Origin of the sequence: Candidatus Acidianus copahuensis (assembly GCF_000632495.1) — an archaeon.
GTDB classification, from domain to species: Archaea; Thermoproteota; Thermoprotei_A; order Sulfolobales; family Sulfolobaceae; genus Acidianus; species Acidianus copahuensis.
In genome coordinates this window covers 84,733-102,558 of the sequence record NZ_JFZT01000057.1, presented here as the reverse complement: position 1 = coordinate 102,558, position 17,826 = coordinate 84,733, and the positions used below count along the sequence as shown (strand labels likewise).

Annotated in this window: 13 protein-coding genes; 1 reads left to right on the top strand and 12 read right to left on the bottom strand. The window is 36.8% G+C overall.

Annotated elements, in window-relative coordinates:
* Positions 1–104 precede the first annotated feature (104 nt).
* Positions 105–1,709 carry an outer membrane protein assembly factor BamB family protein gene (locus CM19_RS10705; protein WP_048100426.1) on the top strand — a complete coding sequence of 535 codons (1,605 nt, stop codon included), beginning with the start codon at positions 105–107 and terminating at the stop codon, positions 1,707–1,709.
* 31 nt (positions 1,710–1,740) lie between these two features.
* Here CM19_RS10705 and CM19_RS10700 read toward each other — a convergent pair whose 3' ends face one another.
* The 12 genes from CM19_RS10700 to CM19_RS10645 form a co-directional block, all read right to left on the bottom strand.
* Positions 1,741–2,274 carry a hypothetical protein gene (locus tag CM19_RS10700; protein ID WP_235185672.1) on the bottom strand — a complete coding sequence of 178 codons (534 nt, stop codon included), beginning with the start codon at positions 2,272–2,274 and terminating at the stop codon, positions 1,741–1,743.
* A complete protein-coding gene (locus tag CM19_RS10695) occupies positions 2,267–3,817 on the bottom strand; it encodes an alkaline phosphatase family protein (RefSeq protein ID WP_048100509.1) in 1,551 nt (516 codons plus the stop codon). The genes CM19_RS10700 and CM19_RS10695 overlap by 8 nt, the downstream gene beginning before the upstream one ends.
* Position 3,818: 1 nt before the next feature.
* On the bottom strand, positions 3,819–4,808 hold the full coding sequence (locus CM19_RS10690; RefSeq protein ID WP_048100425.1) for an energy-coupling factor transporter transmembrane component T family protein: 990 nt from the start codon (positions 4,806–4,808) through the stop codon (positions 3,819–3,821).
* Positions 4,783–6,369 carry an ABC transporter ATP-binding protein gene (locus CM19_RS10685; protein ID WP_048100424.1) on the bottom strand — a complete coding sequence of 529 codons (1,587 nt, stop codon included), beginning with the start codon at positions 6,367–6,369 and terminating at the stop codon, positions 4,783–4,785. The genes CM19_RS10690 and CM19_RS10685 overlap by 26 nt, the downstream gene beginning before the upstream one ends.
* Positions 6,366–7,145 carry a hypothetical protein gene (locus CM19_RS10680; RefSeq protein WP_048100423.1) on the bottom strand — a complete coding sequence of 260 codons (780 nt, stop codon included), beginning with the start codon at positions 7,143–7,145 and terminating at the stop codon, positions 6,366–6,368. The genes CM19_RS10685 and CM19_RS10680 overlap by 4 nt, the downstream gene beginning before the upstream one ends.
* Before the next feature lie 382 nt (positions 7,146–7,527).
* The gene (gene soxC, locus CM19_RS10675) at positions 7,528–9,153 is read right to left on the bottom strand and encodes a proton pump complex cytochrome B SoxC (RefSeq protein WP_048100508.1); all 1,626 of its coding nucleotides are present in this window, start codon (positions 9,151–9,153) and stop codon (positions 7,528–7,530) included.
* A gap of 21 nt (positions 9,154–9,174) precedes the next feature.
* Positions 9,175–10,155, bottom strand: coding sequence for a Rieske 2Fe-2S domain-containing protein (locus CM19_RS10670; protein ID WP_048100507.1), 981 nt, complete (start codon positions 10,153–10,155; stop codon positions 9,175–9,177).
* A gap of 60 nt (positions 10,156–10,215) precedes the next feature.
* Positions 10,216–11,121, bottom strand: a complete 906-nt coding sequence (locus CM19_RS10665; RefSeq protein ID WP_150111432.1) for a hypothetical protein — start codon at positions 11,119–11,121, stop codon at positions 10,216–10,218.
* 45 nt (positions 11,122–11,166) lie between these two features.
* On the bottom strand, positions 11,167–12,555 hold the full coding sequence (gene cbsA / locus CM19_RS10660; protein WP_048100506.1) for a cytochrome b558/566 subunit A: 1,389 nt from the start codon (positions 12,553–12,555) through the stop codon (positions 11,167–11,169).
* Between the two features lie 188 nt (positions 12,556–12,743).
* On the bottom strand, positions 12,744–14,675 hold the full coding sequence (gene acs / locus CM19_RS10655) for an acetate--CoA ligase (protein WP_048100505.1): 1,932 nt from the start codon (positions 14,673–14,675) through the stop codon (positions 12,744–12,746).
* 207 nt (positions 14,676–14,882) lie between these two features.
* Positions 14,883–16,070, bottom strand: a complete 1,188-nt coding sequence (locus tag CM19_RS10650; protein WP_048100421.1) for an MFS transporter — start codon at positions 16,068–16,070, stop codon at positions 14,883–14,885.
* A gap of 164 nt (positions 16,071–16,234) precedes the next feature.
* Positions 16,235–17,755 (bottom strand): 4-hydroxyphenylacetate 3-hydroxylase family protein, encoded by a 1,521-nt coding sequence (locus CM19_RS10645; RefSeq protein WP_048100420.1) that lies wholly within the window; start codon positions 17,753–17,755, stop codon positions 16,235–16,237.
* Positions 17,756–17,826: the final 71 nt, after the last annotated feature.

The following is a 17,826-nucleotide window of genomic DNA, read 5'->3' as shown; positions in this document are numbered from 1 at the left end:
TCAAGATTATCTAAAAAATAATTTTATGAATTATATTAATATTAATCCTTTTAAAATCCCGTTATCTTATAAGTAATTTCCTCGATTAATGATTTGGTGAAAATTTGAAGGTAAAAAAGATATTATTGCCTCTAATATTAGTTTCAATTTTTAGTATATTCCTTGTATTTTATAGCTTTCCTGCTATAAGTAATGTCATATCTCAGCCTGCTCAGGAAATAACATCCGTTTATACAATGTATAATGGAACATATTTTCCATATAGGTTGATTGTAAAATACTTTCCAGCAAATTACAGCAGTGGGATGGGATTCCCCTCTACATGGAGCGTAACAAACTACAATCAAGGACATAATGCAGTAGTAAAAACGGATAATAATTACTTATTACAAGGGGTCAATTGGGAATTACCAGTTAATAACGTAGTAGGAGGAGTCTCAATACCTTTGACTACTCCACCTTCACAGTTACCTTGGGCACAGCAGATGGGAGTTAAAGGCGCTTTAGTTATGCAGACACAAATGGCAGGAGAACCGCTAGGAGTTACGTTAGCTGATAACTTACTATTTGCAACAGAAGACAGTTTACCTGGAAGTGTAACTGCCATAAATCCAGTGACAGGAAATGTCGTATGGACAGCAACTGGTCTGGCAGGGCAAGCCATGAATAATCCAGTAGTTTATAAAGGCATAGTATATATCAGCGTTGGTGGAGTATGTTTCACGTTTTCTCAATTCGTACATTACGAGTTAGGAAAATATCATGATATAGTAAGGGCTAGAAACGGTGCAGTTTATGCTTTCAATGCTACTGATGGTAGGCTTCTTTGGATGAGATTTACTATGGGTGAAGCAATGCCTGCTCCAGCTATTTATGATGGAATACTTGCATATACCACAGGAGGAGGATGCTTCGTTGGGCTAAATGCAACCACTGGTCAAATGCTTTGGATGGATCGCTTCCCAGGTCTAATGGGGAATATGGCCAGCGTTAACTATTACGTTTTACCTAATGGAACTCCACTTTTTATTGCTGGATTCACCTATGTAGCTCCTCCATATGGATACTTGATTGCTGTGAACGGAATGAATGGAAATGAAGTTTGGAATGCGACTATGCCTTTTCCATATGTTGGAGCCAACACTGGTTTAGGCGATGTCCCACCTGCAGTTGATCAGTCTCTAGGACTAGTTATAGATAACGATATAGCTAATTTCACTCCGTCCACCGGAATGGTTGACACAGTTACCTTTGCTTTAAACGCTACAAATGGAAAGCCCGTTTGGGCAACTAATCTAGGTAGGGGACCTATTCCACCAGCATTTAAAGGAGGAATGCCTCTAGTATATGGCAATTACGTATTCGATAGTTCTCCATCATTAGGAATTGTTGCTAAGATAGACGCTAGTAATGGAAAATTAATTTGGGAGACTAAAATACCTGATGTAGGATTACCCCCCACTCTACCTGGAGGCCCTAGAGGGAGCCCAACCTTCTATCATGGCTTATTGTGGGTTGCCGCGTCTAGTAATATATACGTGATAAATCCAAATAACGGACAACTACTATCTATGTATTACATTGGAGGAAGGCTAGGCATAGTAAATCCAGTAATTTCTGGAGGGACAATGTATCTATCAAACAGCTATGGTTGGGTAGTAGCTATACCTCTATCTCAAATATATCCTCTATACACTCAATTTAAATAATTTTTTTTTAAAAATCTTATCAGTTATTTCTTTATACTATACCGCTTGTTAATACAATGAAGCCAACAATGTAAAGTAAAATAGTAGCAATTTTTTTCATATTTTTTTCAGAAAATTTAAAATAAACTAGCCTTGAGATCAATAATACCCAAGTGAACCCAACTATTCCACCTAATAATGCTACATCTTCATCTCCTGTCATAACCCAAGAACTAACTGTAAAAATATCTACTTCAACGCCTTCAGCGATAATACCTAGTAAAGCTACTAGGAATGCTGTTTTTGGTCTAGGATAATCCATAACAATAAAAGCCGTTCCCATCGCTAATAATATACTGCCTAAAGTAATTTTTATGAAGTATTCTGTAGTGTCCGAAACCAAAATAGGCAAAAAAGTTAGAGTCAGATATATCATTCCTATTACAACTATAACTCCTACTAATGTTCCTACATTACCTGCTCTCTTATCTCCTTTAGAAGCTATATATGAAAAGAAAGACATTTCGAAGCCTTCAAATGAGCAAGGGAAAAAGGAAAAGATAAATGCCATAAAGGAACTATCCACGTTTTTTCAACCTTTTAGCTAAAAGTCCGAATCCAGCTAGTAACCCTATTACAGACGAGTAGAGGTAGTACTCAATAACGAAACTATACACATTATAGAAGGAATTAATATATCCAGCTATTGCAGTCGTAGATAAAAGTAAGATTAAGGAAATTGGCAAAAGTATTCTTTTCTTAGTTGATAGTATTAGTAAAACGAATCCAAGCAACTCTATAGGTAATAGAAACTGAAGAGCTGGCTGAGAGTAGACAACTGCATATCCAGCGCTTTCCTCAACCTTAGCTATATATCCATAGTGAACAGGGTATTGTAACTTGATCGGATAAGACCAGTTACCGGACACTAGTATGAGCGGTGGTCTAGGTGATGTAGTAAAATTAAACGCATTAAGTAAACCTTGAATATTACTATTTCCTACCCAACTAGTTAACCATGGTAAATGCCAATTATAGTCAATAAATGCGAGCAAAGTATATCCCGAAATCGTATAATTATCTATATACGCTTCTTTTGCATAAGGGGATATGATCAATAGTGGTATTCTTTGCCCTAGACCATAATGGTTTATTGATGGAGGTATAACTTGATCGTAATATCCTCCTCCCTCATCAAAGGTAATAAATATAGCTGTGGAATTCCAATACCTACTTTCCATTACTGCATTTATAACTTTATTTATTGCAACCTCACCCTCAGTTACATTATAAGGGGGGTGCATATCATATTTATCAGTTTGTCCATTAATGAACATCACCCAACTTACCGATGGTAGCTTTCCAGTCTTAAGATCGTTGTAAAATGAAGAGAGCCCTTGTAAGTGATTCACGTAACTTTTTATACCAATAAATACTCCCATAGGCCATGGGATTCCATTAAGATTGTAAGTAAAGTAATCCCAACTAACATTATGCATTTGCAGTTGATACATTATCGTCTGATTAAAAGGTATTGCGTTACATACATCATCGCTGTAAAAGTTTGGAGGTATTCCAGTCATATAAGTTACCCTATTAGGTTCAGTTAATCCAAGAACTGGAGCAAAGTAATCATCGGCCAAAGTGTATTCCTCAGCATAGTCCCAAAATATCCAGTTCTGTTGATAGGAAAAATAAGCCATTGATTGAGGGCCAGAATAATATACAAAACCCTCCGGTTTGTCAAACCAGTAGTCACCATGATACGCGTTCCATCCTTCATAAGGATCTACAGTATCATAAGCATCTGCATAATATGGATGAGAGTAGCTTATTGGAAGCCATGGAATATCAGGTACTGATATCCAACCAAGTGTACCATCCTTTGATGAGATAAGCTGGGAGACGTTAGAATATAGCCCTTGAGGTTCCATAACTGATTTTGTCACATTATTAACTATTGGTGGCCAACCAAAAGGATACGTCCCAAACATATTATCGAACGAATGATTTTCCTCGATTATTATGATCACGTGCTTTATAGGTGTACTTTCTCCAGGTGATGAAAAAAAGTGAGGTATTAAAAAGAGAAAAAATAAAAGAAAAATTGCTATTATTTTTTCCTTCATCTTAATAGCCCACATAAGGAATTGTCCTACCAAAGCCATACACATTGGCTAATACAGCTAATATTATTAGTAGAAACATAACTCCAAAAGCTACATAATCATATTTACAGAAGCCCAATGTCTTCATCTCAGTTCTACCTGGATATGCTCTGAATCCCCTTGTATCAGCAGAGATAGCAAGAGTCTTGGCTCCCCTAAATAGGTAAACTATAGTTGGTACAATTGCCACTATTCCTGCATAAAGATAATACACAGGGTATAATATCCTAGACTTACCATAACCAAGTCCTCTCATAAATTGCATTTTTACTGAAGTATCTAAAAGGCTAAATATCCTAGGTACTGTCCTAACTCCTACAAGAACTGAAAAAGTCATCGCCTGAGGGATCTTTAGTTTAGTGAACATCCTGAAAATATCTGAAGTAGTAGTCGTAAGTACTAAAAGCAAGGCTGCAGACAGAACTGCAGTAATTCTGAAGGATATTTGAATTCCGTAAATTAACGCCTGGAGCGTCAACTGTGGTTCATAACCCATGAAAAGAAAATAGGAAGGCCAAACCCAAATTGTAGTATACTTAGCCGGATCTGGGAACACTAATTCCAATGTAGCCTCCGGAGTAAAAGGCGCTACACTCCACATACCGCCAATTATACTAGTAAACGTTAACAAAGAAATATAAAGAAACTTCCTTACTCCATCATTCATAGTAAGGTAGAGTAAAATAATACCAAGGGTCAAAATTGCACCAATCCACCATACAGTTACAGCTGCTACTCCCATTAAGACTACGCTTAACATAAGTTTAGTTATCGGATTCATCTTGTATAGAAACCCTTTTCCCTTCTCGTACTTAGTTATCTCCATAAAACCTTTGAGACCTATTATCCAAAGAATTAACAATATAGGTAAAGCAACGCCATAGAAAAAGATTACCCAACTAATTATGTTTTGACTTAAAGGATTTTCATATAAGAAATTCCAAGGAACCATATTTTTTCACCTGATATTCTGTGGGTGGATAAATTCCAAAACCTTTCTCTATTTCGTCTTTTTCAAATATTTCCTCAGGTTTCCCACTTAAAACTATTTTTCCCTCCTTCATCACTAAAACCTTATCGCAAAACTTATCAACAAATCTAGAATCATGAGTCACAATTAGGAACGTGATCCCAATTTCCCTCAACTTTTGAACTTCCCGCCCAAGAATTTCTCTATGATACCAATCTTGTCCACTTGTTGGTTCATCCATAAAAACGATCTTAGCCCCAGAAGCTAAAATGGAAGCCATAGCAACTCTCCTTCTTTGCCCCATAGATAAGAGAAGAGGATCTTCTTTTTTTACCTTTTGTAGAGAAAACATCTCCAGGAACTGCTTAAGCTTAGCCTTATCGTAGTTCTTTCTAGCTTTCATTCCGAAAGCTATCTCGTCCTCCACAGTTCTCTTAACAAACATAACATCAAAATTTTGCGGAAGATAACCTATATAGGTACCCCTTTCCCAAAGCTTCGCTTTAGATAGGTCCTTATCTTCTACTTTAAGGCTTAAATTAGATTTCAACTTATTATCTAGAATGCCCACTATCGCCTTTAATAGAGTAGACTTACCTGCTCCATTTCTTCCCATAAGAGCAACTATTTCGCCCTTATTTAAGGAAAGAGAGGTATTAACTAGATTTTTGCCATCCTTTGTCCATACCTTAACGTCAGCACTTAAGACTAAAACATTTCCGGAAAATCTAGGTGGACAAGAATGAACAAAACCTTTAAGATTTGATGAGAAGGAAGATTTTGTTTTTCTCAAGTAAAAGTAATATTCTGGGATTTCTACTCCTAATAAGCTTAGCTCTTCAGATTTATCAATTATTTCATCCTTTAATATATCAAGGACAATGTTTCCATTATCAATTAAAATTACTCTATCGATATAAGGAAGAACTCTCTCTAGCTTATGCTCAACAATCACTAAACTCTTTCTATTATCTCTAAATTTTCTAAGTAGATCGAAGATTTCTGCTGTTCCTTCAGGATCTATATTAGAAGTAGGTTCATCTAAAATTAAGGCTTTTGGATTCATTGCCAACACTGAAGCAAGAGCAGTTCTCTGCATCTCTCCTCCAGAGAGGTTATTTGTTTCCCTATCTAAAAGATGAGAAATGCCAACGACTTTTGCCGATTCTTCGACTTTTGCCATTATCTCTTCCTTTGGAAACATTAAATTCTCCAAGCCGAAGGCAACTTCATCCACTACGGTATAATTAAATATCTGGGATTCAGGATCTTGAAGTAAGGTTCCCACTTCTTTTGACATGTCAAATATAGGAGTCCTTCTTGGATCCTTTCCAAAAACTGAGATCTCGCCCTTTACTTCAGCTGAGATCATATTTGGAATTACTCCATTTATTGTATTAATAAAGGTCGATTTACCAGAACCAGATTTTCCAACAATAAGTACTGACTCTCCCTCCTCAATTATTAGGTTATCTATCTTCAATGAAGGTTTCGTTTTTCCAAGATAGGTAACTTCAAGTCCTCTTATATCGAGGAACTTCAAGATCCCACCGCTTTAGCTATCCTGATAGATATTAAGGCAGCTATAATTCCTATTACTATATCTCCTGGAATATAAGCTATTAGATCAAAAATTACCCTACCCCAATCCACATAACCACCATATGTGAAAGGGCTGAAAAATGCTCTATAAAATATCGGATCTGGAATTGCCCAAAGAAGGCCTATTACTGCACCTTCAACTGCAGCAAGCAAATAAACTATAGAAGGAGTCTTGCCTTGTATATCTTCGTCATCTGCTTCCTTCCTAGACATGAGATTAAACGACCCAAAAAGCTTTCCTCCTTTTATACCAATACCAAAAAGCTTTCCTCCTGTTGCAGCAATAACTAAATCAACAAAGAGACCGTAAGTCAGGGTTTCGTATATAGTAAACATTGGTTCTCCACCAAATCCATAGTGAAATAGATCGCCTAAAACATTAAAAATGAGCAATGAAAGCATCCCTACACCAACTTTTCTAACTAACGCCGCAACAACTAACACTATTATTAGCCTTCCCCAAAAACTAACGCTAATAAAAGGAGTACTTGGGAAGAACCTGCCCAGAAAGCTACCTATATAAAATTCCCATACTACCGCAAAGGCAGCGCCAATTCCTATGTAAATTAAATCCACAGTTGAAAATTTTCTTAAACCTCCACTTTTTTTCCCTACAGCAAAAACAAATAATAATGCTAACGCAAAATAAACAACCACAATTTCCCAAGGTATCTCTCCTGGTCTATTTATGTTTCCTTCTATCCCGTTAAAACTCATTTATCTTCATTATAACTAGGTGATTTATTTAAAAAACCTTACTATAGAGATATTGTTATAGTATATAGTAGTATATAAGATATATATACGATCTTTTTAGTAAGTACATTCGCTTTACTCGCTAAATACTAAATAATGTAAAAGCGCTTTTTCCCTAAACGATAAAAGGTAAAAGACGATAATAATTTGAAAAAAATAAATTAATTAAAAAATGATAATATTTTTTTAAAACTATATAGATTTTATAGTGTATATATAATAAACATTCCTAATTAAGATGTAAAATAAAATTATCAAAAAAAATCTTAAGAGCATAATGTATACAGCCCTCAATAATTCAAGAAAAACAATTATAAAGAAAAAAGGGTAGATTTAAAGATCTTTAAGATGTGCTACTTTGTTTTCCAGCAACATATACGACATAGTGATATAGTGATATTGCCTCTCCTAGCATTATGAATACTATTCCTAGGTCAATTCCAAACAAATTAGAGAGGAATCCTGTTGGAGGTATAGTCCATAAAGCTGCTACTAGCGCTATTGATACTATGAGAAGAATTGCTATCATTATTTCTGCTAACTTTACTTTTGTATTTACCTTATTTACATCAATAGACGTAACGGTACTTGGTAAAGAGTTAGAAGGCTGATCTGCGTTCAATACTTTTTTAGTTCCAGCAAGTGCAAACAGTATCCCTAATGGTATTACTGCTCCTGCAGTTAACACTGAAGGATATTGAGAGAACATTGAGAACGCTCCAATAAATAGTAAAGTTAACGCACTGAATATAGCTGCAGATATCATCGGAGACGTTCCTGACTTTGGACTTGTTCCTCTCGGCTTTATGAAAGCTAAGCCAAGACCAATAAGAATTGGTGGTGGTAAGAAAACTAATACTAGCTGAGATAGTTTAGCCGGCACTGCTGGAGCTATCGCTCCCCATATAGTAGTCTGTATAAAATACGTTAAAAATACAAGACCTACTCCTACAGCAACCTTTCTTTTCATAGGATCAAGTTCAGCGCTTCTATCAATAAATGGAACTAGAATGAACCAGAGTAAAGGTATTATCGCACCTATGAGCACCATTATAAGATAACTACTAGTAAAATCAGCTATCTTGAATAGGAAGAGGAAGAACCATGGTGGATAAGCCGTAACAGACATGGCAGCCGGACTAGAAGGTGAAGGGGCCGGATGAGGATTAAGGAATGGGTTTAGATAAGTTGGATATCCGCTTAAATACGCTAACGCGTTTGGTATTGCTAAAATAAATCCCCAGGTCAGGAATATCAGAGATGACATGTAGACAAAATTCCTTGGCCACCATGCGTTAAACTTAGACCATTCTTCTTTAGTGTAAACAGCAGGAGCTTTCGGCTTTACCTTTCTTGAGGGCATCATTCCATAGCTTTCCGCTAAGAAGAAGTGAAGAACGAAGAATAGCCCTATAAGAGCTACTAGGATAATGTGCAACGCTAATACTCTGGTGAAATCTCCTGAATCATAAGCCCCAAACAATATTGGATTGAGAAATCCTAATCCTAAACCACTTACTATTCCTGCTCCAACGTCAACTGCGCTTACTGCTAACACGTCACCTATGAGGCTATACCCCATGAACGATGCGCTCAGAGTAAGAACTAGAAGAATAACACCAATTATCCAGAGTAATTCTCGAGGCCTTTTATATGCCCCGTGAAAATAATTATAGAACATATGAGTATATGCTAAGATAATCATAGCATACGCTGCGTAAAGATGACTATACAGAACTACAGATCCATATGGAATAGAGTCAATTATACTTATTGTTGAGGTGTATCCAGCTGATGGTTCGTAATAGAGAAGAAGCAATAACCCAGAGATTACAGCATACATAAATGAACCTGCAACGAGGGCACCCAACCAGTAATTAACTTTATACATATAATCTGGAGTTTTAAAAAAAGGTAGGTCTTCTAGCATTAATCGTTCTTCAATCCAATCATTTATCTTCTTGCTAATAGAGAACATCTAAATCACCTTCTATGAAGACTTACCAAAAACAGTTAAAGTAGATATTTCAGTTTTATCTCCAACTGGACTTCCAAATTCGCTTTCGTCTAAGTCTTCTTTAGGATCCTTTGAAGGGATTCCATTTGATCCTAGAGGATAGGTTGCAACTCCAATATCTCCTGTAGCATATAAGTAATCGGAAGAACTATCCCATTCGAGTAATACTGTGGGTAACGGTCTTTCTGTGGGTCCAGTAAGCACTGCAGCTCCGTGATAAGGATCATAAGTACTTCCATGACAGTCGCAGTGAATAACAGCTGGGGCTTTTGATGTTTTAGCTGCCAGCAGAGCTGCAGCTGTTAAAGTATCAGGAGATGGTGCGGAAAGCTGAGCAGATGTCATATAACTTGGCGGATAAAAGTGAATATATGGAGGAACGCATCCTAAATGTTGACATCTAGCGCTATATGAAACAATTGACTTATTAGGTCCAACTCCACCAGGAAAAGTATACGTTTTACCTGTCTGAGGAATTGTAACTGTCGCTGAAGGTATAGCCATTGGTTTTCCACTTGAATCACCTAGGTTAAGAATGAAATTTGGCTCACTTTTAAGAGGGTACTCGAAAATCATCACTAGCGGGTTATTTACTGGAATACTTGAAGCCTTTAATGGAGAACCATCAGAGGCTAAGATTAGAGACTTTGGAAAACCAGAGATTGAAACTGTGGGTGGAACAATTTCTCTTATCCCCGGAATTATACCTATTACAGTCACTGCAGCAACTCCAATTACGAGACCCTTAAGAAAGTTCCTCCTGCCTTGATCTATTGGTCCAACGTTGTTCTTCTTTACATAATTAAATAAATAATCTTCTCCTTTTTCGGCAAACTCCCTTGAGTCAAACTTCGATTTAGGGCTTCTCATAGTTCTGAGTAGTTTTTGCAGAAAGAAGAAATCAGAGGGCTTCAAAATAGGTATCTTTTTTCCCTCATTATTATCGTCATTCATTGATCTCACTTGCAATATATTAGCAAAAAGAAAATAAAGCCTTAAATGTTAGACTTTTCTCTACTCTTCTTCGCTTTGGTCTAACAGAATTTGCGCATTTTTTTCCTTGATCTCATTGTATGTTATTAATGCTGAACCAACGGCAGGACTTACTATCAGAAGAAGAAGTCCAAAGCCTACAGTTGCCATAAATGCTGAAGTTATTATCATGAAGAAACCGAGAGCAGCATATGGGTTTCCCTTAATAGCTAGTGAGATGATCGAGAAAAGAGCAATAGCCGAAAAAATAATAGCTAATGGTAAAAGATAGGGGTTATATAGGACAAACCCTGTCATGTAAGGTATAACGTTTTCCATTATAATTTCCATAAATCTATTTGTAGAGACTAATATGTAAAAAGGTATCATGGAGGCAAATGCAATACCTCCCGCCACGTAAGAAATCAAGTATCTCTTGAATGAAGGAGATGGTTTAACTGTATAAGTTATACTATAGGCCAAGAAGGAAAATACCATTATACCATAAACTATTACGTAGCTTATAATAGGTAAGCTAAGGTTAAGGAAAAGGGATAGTGAAACAAAGTAAAGTAAAATAACTGAACTGTATATAGGAGCTAGTAATGAACTAGTTATTCTTTTCTTAGCACTTACGTATAATCCTTGGAACATAACTATTGAGGACATAAAGATCAAGACTAACGTCAGTGGAAACACAATTGAGGTGTAAATAGGTAGAATAGAGGCAAATGTAGCGAAAAGTAAAATAGCTACAGTAAGGCTAAATAACTTCATCTTTCTCCACAACGAGAAACTAAGCAAAGCTAAAGAAGCAATTTCAAGGGTGTATCCAAATGTACTTAATGGAGCTAGATCAACCATTAATTGATTATTAAGTGGAGTAGAAAGACTATTGCTCAAACCTTGCCCAAAAATAAACCTAATAATAGTACCTATTGCCAACAAAAAATAATTGTTTTTACATTTTTTTCAAAAAAATTTAACATTCAATCACCTTCTATATACTGCTGCAATTATCACAATAGCTAGTATAGCTACTATAACTCCCACCACAGTTACTGTAACAACAGCTGTAGGAATTACAATATGAGATACTAAGGAAGTTGTTGTTGGAGGTACATAACCATGATCAACCATCTCAAATGTTAGCCAATTAGGTACTATCGATTTATCGAATAATGATTCACCTAATGGTCCCTGCCATATCGCAAACGCTATGTAATATATGTTTCCTTCACTAGGATGGGCGAAGAATGGCTCATAGCTACTTGGAACATTTAATGGATATACGTATTCTACTGTCCAACTACCGTTAGAATATTTTGCTCCAGTCCAGATATAGAATAACGAATCATTAAGACCAGAGGATTTGACAGGAGCATACCATATACCCGATGTATCAACTTCATACATATTAGTATTATTCGTAAATAGAGGTACGGCAAATCCGTGATTATGTAAGTCAGTATATGAAAGTCCAGTATCGCTTTCATTTTGCCATAAATTAACTTTGAAAGCTGGATCCTCAGAAGAGTTCCAAGTAGCTCCAGAAACCCACATCCATATGTTTGCTGATCCTCCTGGTAGTTTTAGCGATCCTCCAGCATAAGTGAAATTAAACCCATCAAAAACCTGTCCAGCATATTTTCCTCCTATGTGCATTCCTACCATGGTCATAGTTGATGGAGCTCCCGAACCTAAATACCACATTATAGCTGCACGATCCGGATAATACCAGGTCGAATTAACGTAATAACCGTAGAACATACCATCACCATAGAGTAATTTTTCCATTGGTCTTAAAGAGTGGAACAGTATAATTGTACCGTTGCTAAGTACGTGAATTTGTGTATCGTTGGGGGCAGGTAGTAATATTCCAGAATAATTGAATATTATTCTGCCTGGTTCTTCCTTTCCGTTAACTATAGAGACATAACTAGAAAAGGTCGAATTGTCTACAACTTTATATACAACTCCAGGTGTTAGTTCGACTAACCTAAAAAGTCCTGGTCCAGAAGCAGGTGGATATATCCCAGCAGCTGCTGCGCTCCAAGCGTTATAAGCAGGTTTTGGAGCTTCCCAGTTTAAGAGGAATATTAGATCGCTTCCATTCCACGCAGCTTTAACAAGCAAATACTTAGTTAGTCCAGAAGTAGGTGCATTAGGTATGTTAGCCGTGAGTGAAATATTAGTCCATGGTATTGACGACCAAAATGATTCCGAACCAGGATTTCCTAGATCTGTAGTTCCAACTACCTTATAGGCAGTAACTACTGGTGATGATTGCGCTACTGGAACTTGAAAGAACATGGAAAAAACAGATAGGGAGAGTACAGCTAAAACTAGAATCATTATATGTGACTTTTTCCCTAGTCTCATTGTTATCAAATATAAATAAGGCATTTTACATTAAAGTCTAACACATTGGACTTTAACGAACTTTTTATGGAGTAATTCCCATGTTAGTCTTCACAGTTTCACTTTACTTAAACTAAGCTATTAAATTAGCTTATTTACATCTATTTATTAATCATTACTTATATAGAAAGAAAATATAAAAGCATTTTCTATTCCTTTTTTTGCTGTGATATTTCTTTAGAGAATTCTTCTATTGACTTTTTCAGTTCATCAATAGACGTTTCATCTTCAAGAGTTGTAGTATCTCCTACAGGCGCGCCCGAGATAACACCTTTAACGACTCTTCTCATTATTTTTCCAGATCTTGTCTTAGGTAATTTCGTGACAAAGTAAAGCCCTCCAAACACTACGAAACTACCTAGTGCGCTTCTTATGTAGTCTAATAAGGTTTTCCTCAATTCCTCTGAAGGTGAGTATCCTGACTTAAGTACTACAGCGGCTACTGCGACTTCTCCTCTAACTGGATCAGGAACTCCAATTACTGCGGACTCGGCAACAGCTGGATGAGATATTAAGACATCCTCTATTTCTCTTGTACCTATTCTATGTCCTGCTATCTTAAGTACTTCATCCGCTCTGCCAAGTATGTAGAAGAATCCATCTTCATCTTTTACTGCATAATCACCTGGGTAATATACGTTATGAAACTTTGAGAAGTAAGTGTTAACGTATCTGTCTGGATCTCCCCAAACGCCTGCAAGCATTCCTGGCCATGGTCTTTTTATAACTATATAACCTTTCTCTCTACTTTGAGCAGGATCTCCATTTTCATCAAATACATCTGCATCTACACCAGGTAAAGGCAATCCGTTAGCACTCGGTTTAAGCATATAATTTCCTAGTCCAGGAGTTGCTGAAATCATAATCCCTCCTGTCTCAGTTTGCCACCATGTATCAGCTATGGGTAATGTAGACCTTCCTATGTTCTTGAAATACCATCTCCATGCCTCTGGATTAATTGGCTCTCCAACGCTTCCAAGAAGTCTAAGCGTTGAGAGATCATGATTTTTCACCCACTCTTCACCATATCTCATTAAAGTTCTCACGGCTGTCGGAGAGGTGTAAAACACAGTAACTCCGTATTTCTCTACTAAGTCCCACCACCTATCAGGATTTGGATAGTCTGGAACTCCCTCGTACATTAGGGTTGTTGCCCCATTCTGGAGAGGACCGTATACTATGTATGAATGTCCAGTTATCCAGCCTATATCAGCAGTGTTGAAGAAAACGTCGTTTTCCTTAAGATCAAATACCCAATTAGTAGTCAGATAAGTCCAAAGGCCATATCCTCCGTGTAAGTGAAGGATACCTTTAGGTTTTCCAGTAGTTCCTGAAGTGTAAAGGATAAAGAGCGGATCGGTAGAAAGAGTTTCCTCGACCTCAACTTTCTTTACAATTTTCTTCTTAGTCAAATCTTGGTAAAGAACATCCCTATCTTCATTTAAATCTATTTCCTCATCTCTCTTTATGACCAACACATTTTCAACTGAAGGAGTTTGAGAAACTGCATCGTCTATTGTCCTCTTAAGCTCTATTCTCTTTCCTCTCCTCATTGTGTGTGACGTTGTTATTACTAACTTTGCCTTAGCGTCATTTATTCTGTCAGTTACGGCTTGAGTTGAAAATCCAGAGAATACAACGCTGTGTATTGCCCCTATTCTAGCTAAGGCGAGCATTGATATAGGCAATTCTGGCATTAAAGGTAAATATATTAGAACTCTATCTCCCTTTTTTATGCCCAAATCCTGTAGAGCACTCGCAAATCTATTTACTTCAGTGTAGAGATCGTAGTATGTTAGAATCTTATTCTCCCCTTTTTCATTTTCCCATATTAATGCAACTTTATTTCTTCTAAACTCAAGATGCCTATCTACTGCATTATAGCATATGTTGACTTTACCGTCTGGGAACCATCTGAAAAAAGGCGGATTTGATGAGTCCAAAACTTTTGAAAATGGAGAAAACCAGTCTATTCCTTGGGCCATTTCTCTCCAGAAAGATTCAGATTCTTCTAGAGATCTTCTATACATTTCCTTGTAGGGTGGTTGATAATACCTCTCGTTGAATGGTAAATTTTCCATGAAGAATAAAGGAGTATAAAGGGTATAAAAAGAAAACTGAGATTTATTTAATTTATACATTCTACTTTTTGAAGGATACGAATTACTTCTTTTTACTTCCCCTTCGAAATTGAGAAAATGGTATACCAGCGAAGGTTGATGTAAATAGCTTTCATTAGAAAAATTTTAGGAAAAAGCGCCAAGAATCCCCTCCAAAGATGGAAATACCTATACTTGAATAGCGCGCATATTAGCTTTACTCTTAGGCCAAGTTAGTATGCTAACTAAAACTAATAATAGCGAGGATATTCCAAAGATGTCAGCCCATTTAGGTAAAGTTGCAATGCCGAAAAAGGAAACTAATATCCCTATTATTATATTAGCTATTCCTCCAAAGAATCCACCCATATTATAAGATAATCCAGATAAGTAACCTCTGATATCAGCAGGTACTGAATCCGCCAATAATAAGGGCATTAATGGCCAAAAACCAGTCGAAAAAGAGTAACCTACAATTGAACCAAGCATTAATGGTATAACCCTTAACTGACCTACAATCGGCACAGCAAATGGCAGGAAAAATAGCATTGCAAATAAACCAAAATAGATTAACTTTTTCTTATCTACTCTATCCGCTAATCTCCCAAAGGTAATAAAAGAAATTGCTAGTAAAATATTAGCAATAGTCATTATCAAACCTAAGGTACTTGAAGGTACTCCTTCCATTGTTGCTATAGTTACATAGTTGGCAAAAATTGAGAAATATGCAATAAACATCCCAGACATTGCCAAAGTAGCTTTAAGAAGGAGAGACGTATATTCCCTATAACTCACTCTAACTCTCTCTGCTGTCCCTAATCCTGGTTCACTTACTTTAAATTTCATATAAGGGACTAAAAGCAATGGTAAAGAACCAACAAGCAAGAACTCTCTCCAAGCCATACCCATAAAAGGAAGGAAAGCGAGATAAGTAACTCCCGTGAGGGAATAACCAATTCCATATCCTGCTTGTACTATGCCTACAACGAACCCCTTTATAGAATTAGGAGCCTGCTCATACGCTATCACTGTCCCAGCAGTCCATTGCGCTCCCATAAAAACCCCTGCTAAAGTCCTAAAAACAAAGAGTAGAAGAACATCAGGAGAAAAAGCCATGAGTCCTTGAAATAAGGCATAGAGTCCAGTTCCTAACATGAGTATAGGCTTTCTACCATAAACATCTGCGAATTTCCCAAAAATAGTTCCTCCAACCACTCTACCTAAAAGTCCCAGAGAGAAGAGCAGAGATACAGAGAAGAAGTTTATATGATATGCCTCTTCTAGATAAGAGTAAACATACGTCATTAGCAATAGGTCATATATGTTTCCCGCCCAAGAAAATGTGGAAGCGATTGTAGCATGGACGTAGGACTTCATAAACGATAAATCTATGTAAATACTATATAAGATTTTCCTGATAAATAAATAAAAATTGATTAAAGAGGTCGTCTTTATTTAGGGTTACAATAACATCTATTCAGTTACCAGAGGATAGGATTAAAATATGTTAAAAAATTATAATTATATTTAATAAGTTGAGGTTACTCCTTCTTGGTACTCTTTGCTGTTTTTTCTGTATCTGTTTCTCTCCAAGGTTCTGCCTTTTCTGAAAATTTCACCGAAGATCTCATTCCTGCCAACCTCTTTGCCACTTCTTCTGAATAACTAAAGTTATATAACCTGTTAAACATTATTCTTTGAGCAGCAGGACTACCTGCTCCATGGACTGATTCTATGAGAAATGCTACTCCTATACTAGTGTTCTCAAGTAATCTTATCATCCTAAGTCTATCCTCTGCAGTATAATCTGTCATTCCTTGAAAGAACTTTTCTATGTATTTTCTTAATTTAGGATTCTTAAGATCCCATTCGCTTGGTGCGGTACCTAAAGCTCCTCCCGCTATATCTGTAGTTATCTTAGATATCTCGTAAGGAAATCTTGCAACTAAATGTTTCGTAACATTAGCATGCATTGGATTAACCCACCAACAGCCTGGGCAAACCTGAACGGCATTAAGGCTTGCAGCAATTCCAGCGGAGTACATTGTTTCAGTCAAGAATACTGCCTCATTGAGTTTATCTTGAACATGAGGAGCCTTCTCTACTCCTATCTGCTTAGCCAAATTACTAGCAGAACCTATTATTACATCTGCTAGTCCTGCCTTGCAGCCTCCATAGCCTTGTCTATGATAAGAAGAGAATATCTCAACGAGATTTCCACTAAACTCCCAATCTCCTAACATAAAAACTCTTTCCATTGGCACAAATACATTGTCAAATACAATTAGTCCCTCGTGATTATAATAATATGGCAAACCGTCTATTTCCCCACCTTCAAATCGTCTCGCGTCGTTTAATTGCCTACCTATAATTATCTTTATTCCTTCTGTGTCTGTAGGAATAGAGAAAGAAATCGCGTAATCCTTATCTTCTGGACCCATTGCTCTAGTAGGCATCACAACAATCTCTTCAGTAGCAGCAACTCCGGTTATATTTGCCTTCGCTCCAGAAACGTAAATTCCATCCTTTGACACGTCAGTTACTCTTACGTACGCGTCCTTATTCGGTTGCTCATGCGGTTTTAGATTTCTAGCTCCTTTAGCATCCGTCATTGCTCCAGCAAGAGCTAAATCCCTCTTCTGAACGTATTTAACGTATTCGACAAATCTGTCTTTATAGTCAGTCTTTCCCTTTTGTGCCATTAGGTTTGTTGTAATATATAGTGTGTTTAGTGCATCGAAACCAACACATCTTTGAAAACATGCGCCTACCTTGTGACTTATCTTCCTAAGTAATTTGACTTTTGCCGCTAAATCTTCTGGCGATCTATGGATGTGATTAAACCTATTTACCTCCTCATTAATAAAGGGGCTCCAAGCCCTAGCTAACTCCTTTGTATCCTCATCCCAAGGAGCATCATAAGTTGCCTTAAAGGCCATTACTGAAGGTTTCAAGAATGGATTCGTAGTTACATCTTCGACTTCTTTTCCCATTACGTAAATTTCAACCTTACTTCTATGTCTTATTGCTTCAATGTATTCTTCAGGTCTCCTAACTGTCATATGGGTATATGTTTTTTAAAGTTTTTAAGTCTTAGCATATATAACTATAATTTTTACTATAGATCTAAGTA

What these genes read in the sequence shown, in the direction of transcription:
- CM19_RS10690 (WP_048100425.1), bottom strand. Translation starts at nt 4,808, where the DNA reads ATGGTTCCTTGGAATTTCTTATATGAAAATCCTTTAAGTCAAAACATA.
- CM19_RS10695 (WP_048100509.1), bottom strand. Translation starts at nt 3,817, where the DNA reads ATGAAGGAAAAAATAATAGCAATTTTTCTTTTATTTTTTCTCTTTTTA.
- acs (WP_048100505.1), bottom strand. Translation starts at nt 14,675, where the DNA reads ATGGAAAATTTACCATTCAACGAGAGGTATTATCAACCACCCTACAAG.
- CM19_RS10670 (WP_048100507.1), bottom strand. Translation starts at nt 10,155, where the DNA reads ATGAATGACGATAATAATGAGGGAAAAAAGATACCTATTTTGAAGCCC.
- CM19_RS10650 (WP_048100421.1), bottom strand. Translation starts at nt 16,070, where the DNA reads ATGAAGTCCTACGTCCATGCTACAATCGCTTCCACATTTTCTTGGGCG.
- CM19_RS10680 (WP_048100423.1), bottom strand. Translation starts at nt 7,145, where the DNA reads ATGAGTTTTAACGGGATAGAAGGAAACATAAATAGACCAGGAGAGATA.
- CM19_RS10645 (WP_048100420.1), bottom strand. Translation starts at nt 17,755, where the DNA reads ATGACAGTTAGGAGACCTGAAGAATACATTGAAGCAATAAGACATAGA.
- cbsA (WP_048100506.1), bottom strand. Translation starts at nt 12,555, where the DNA reads ATGAGACTAGGGAAAAAGTCACATATAATGATTCTAGTTTTAGCTGTA.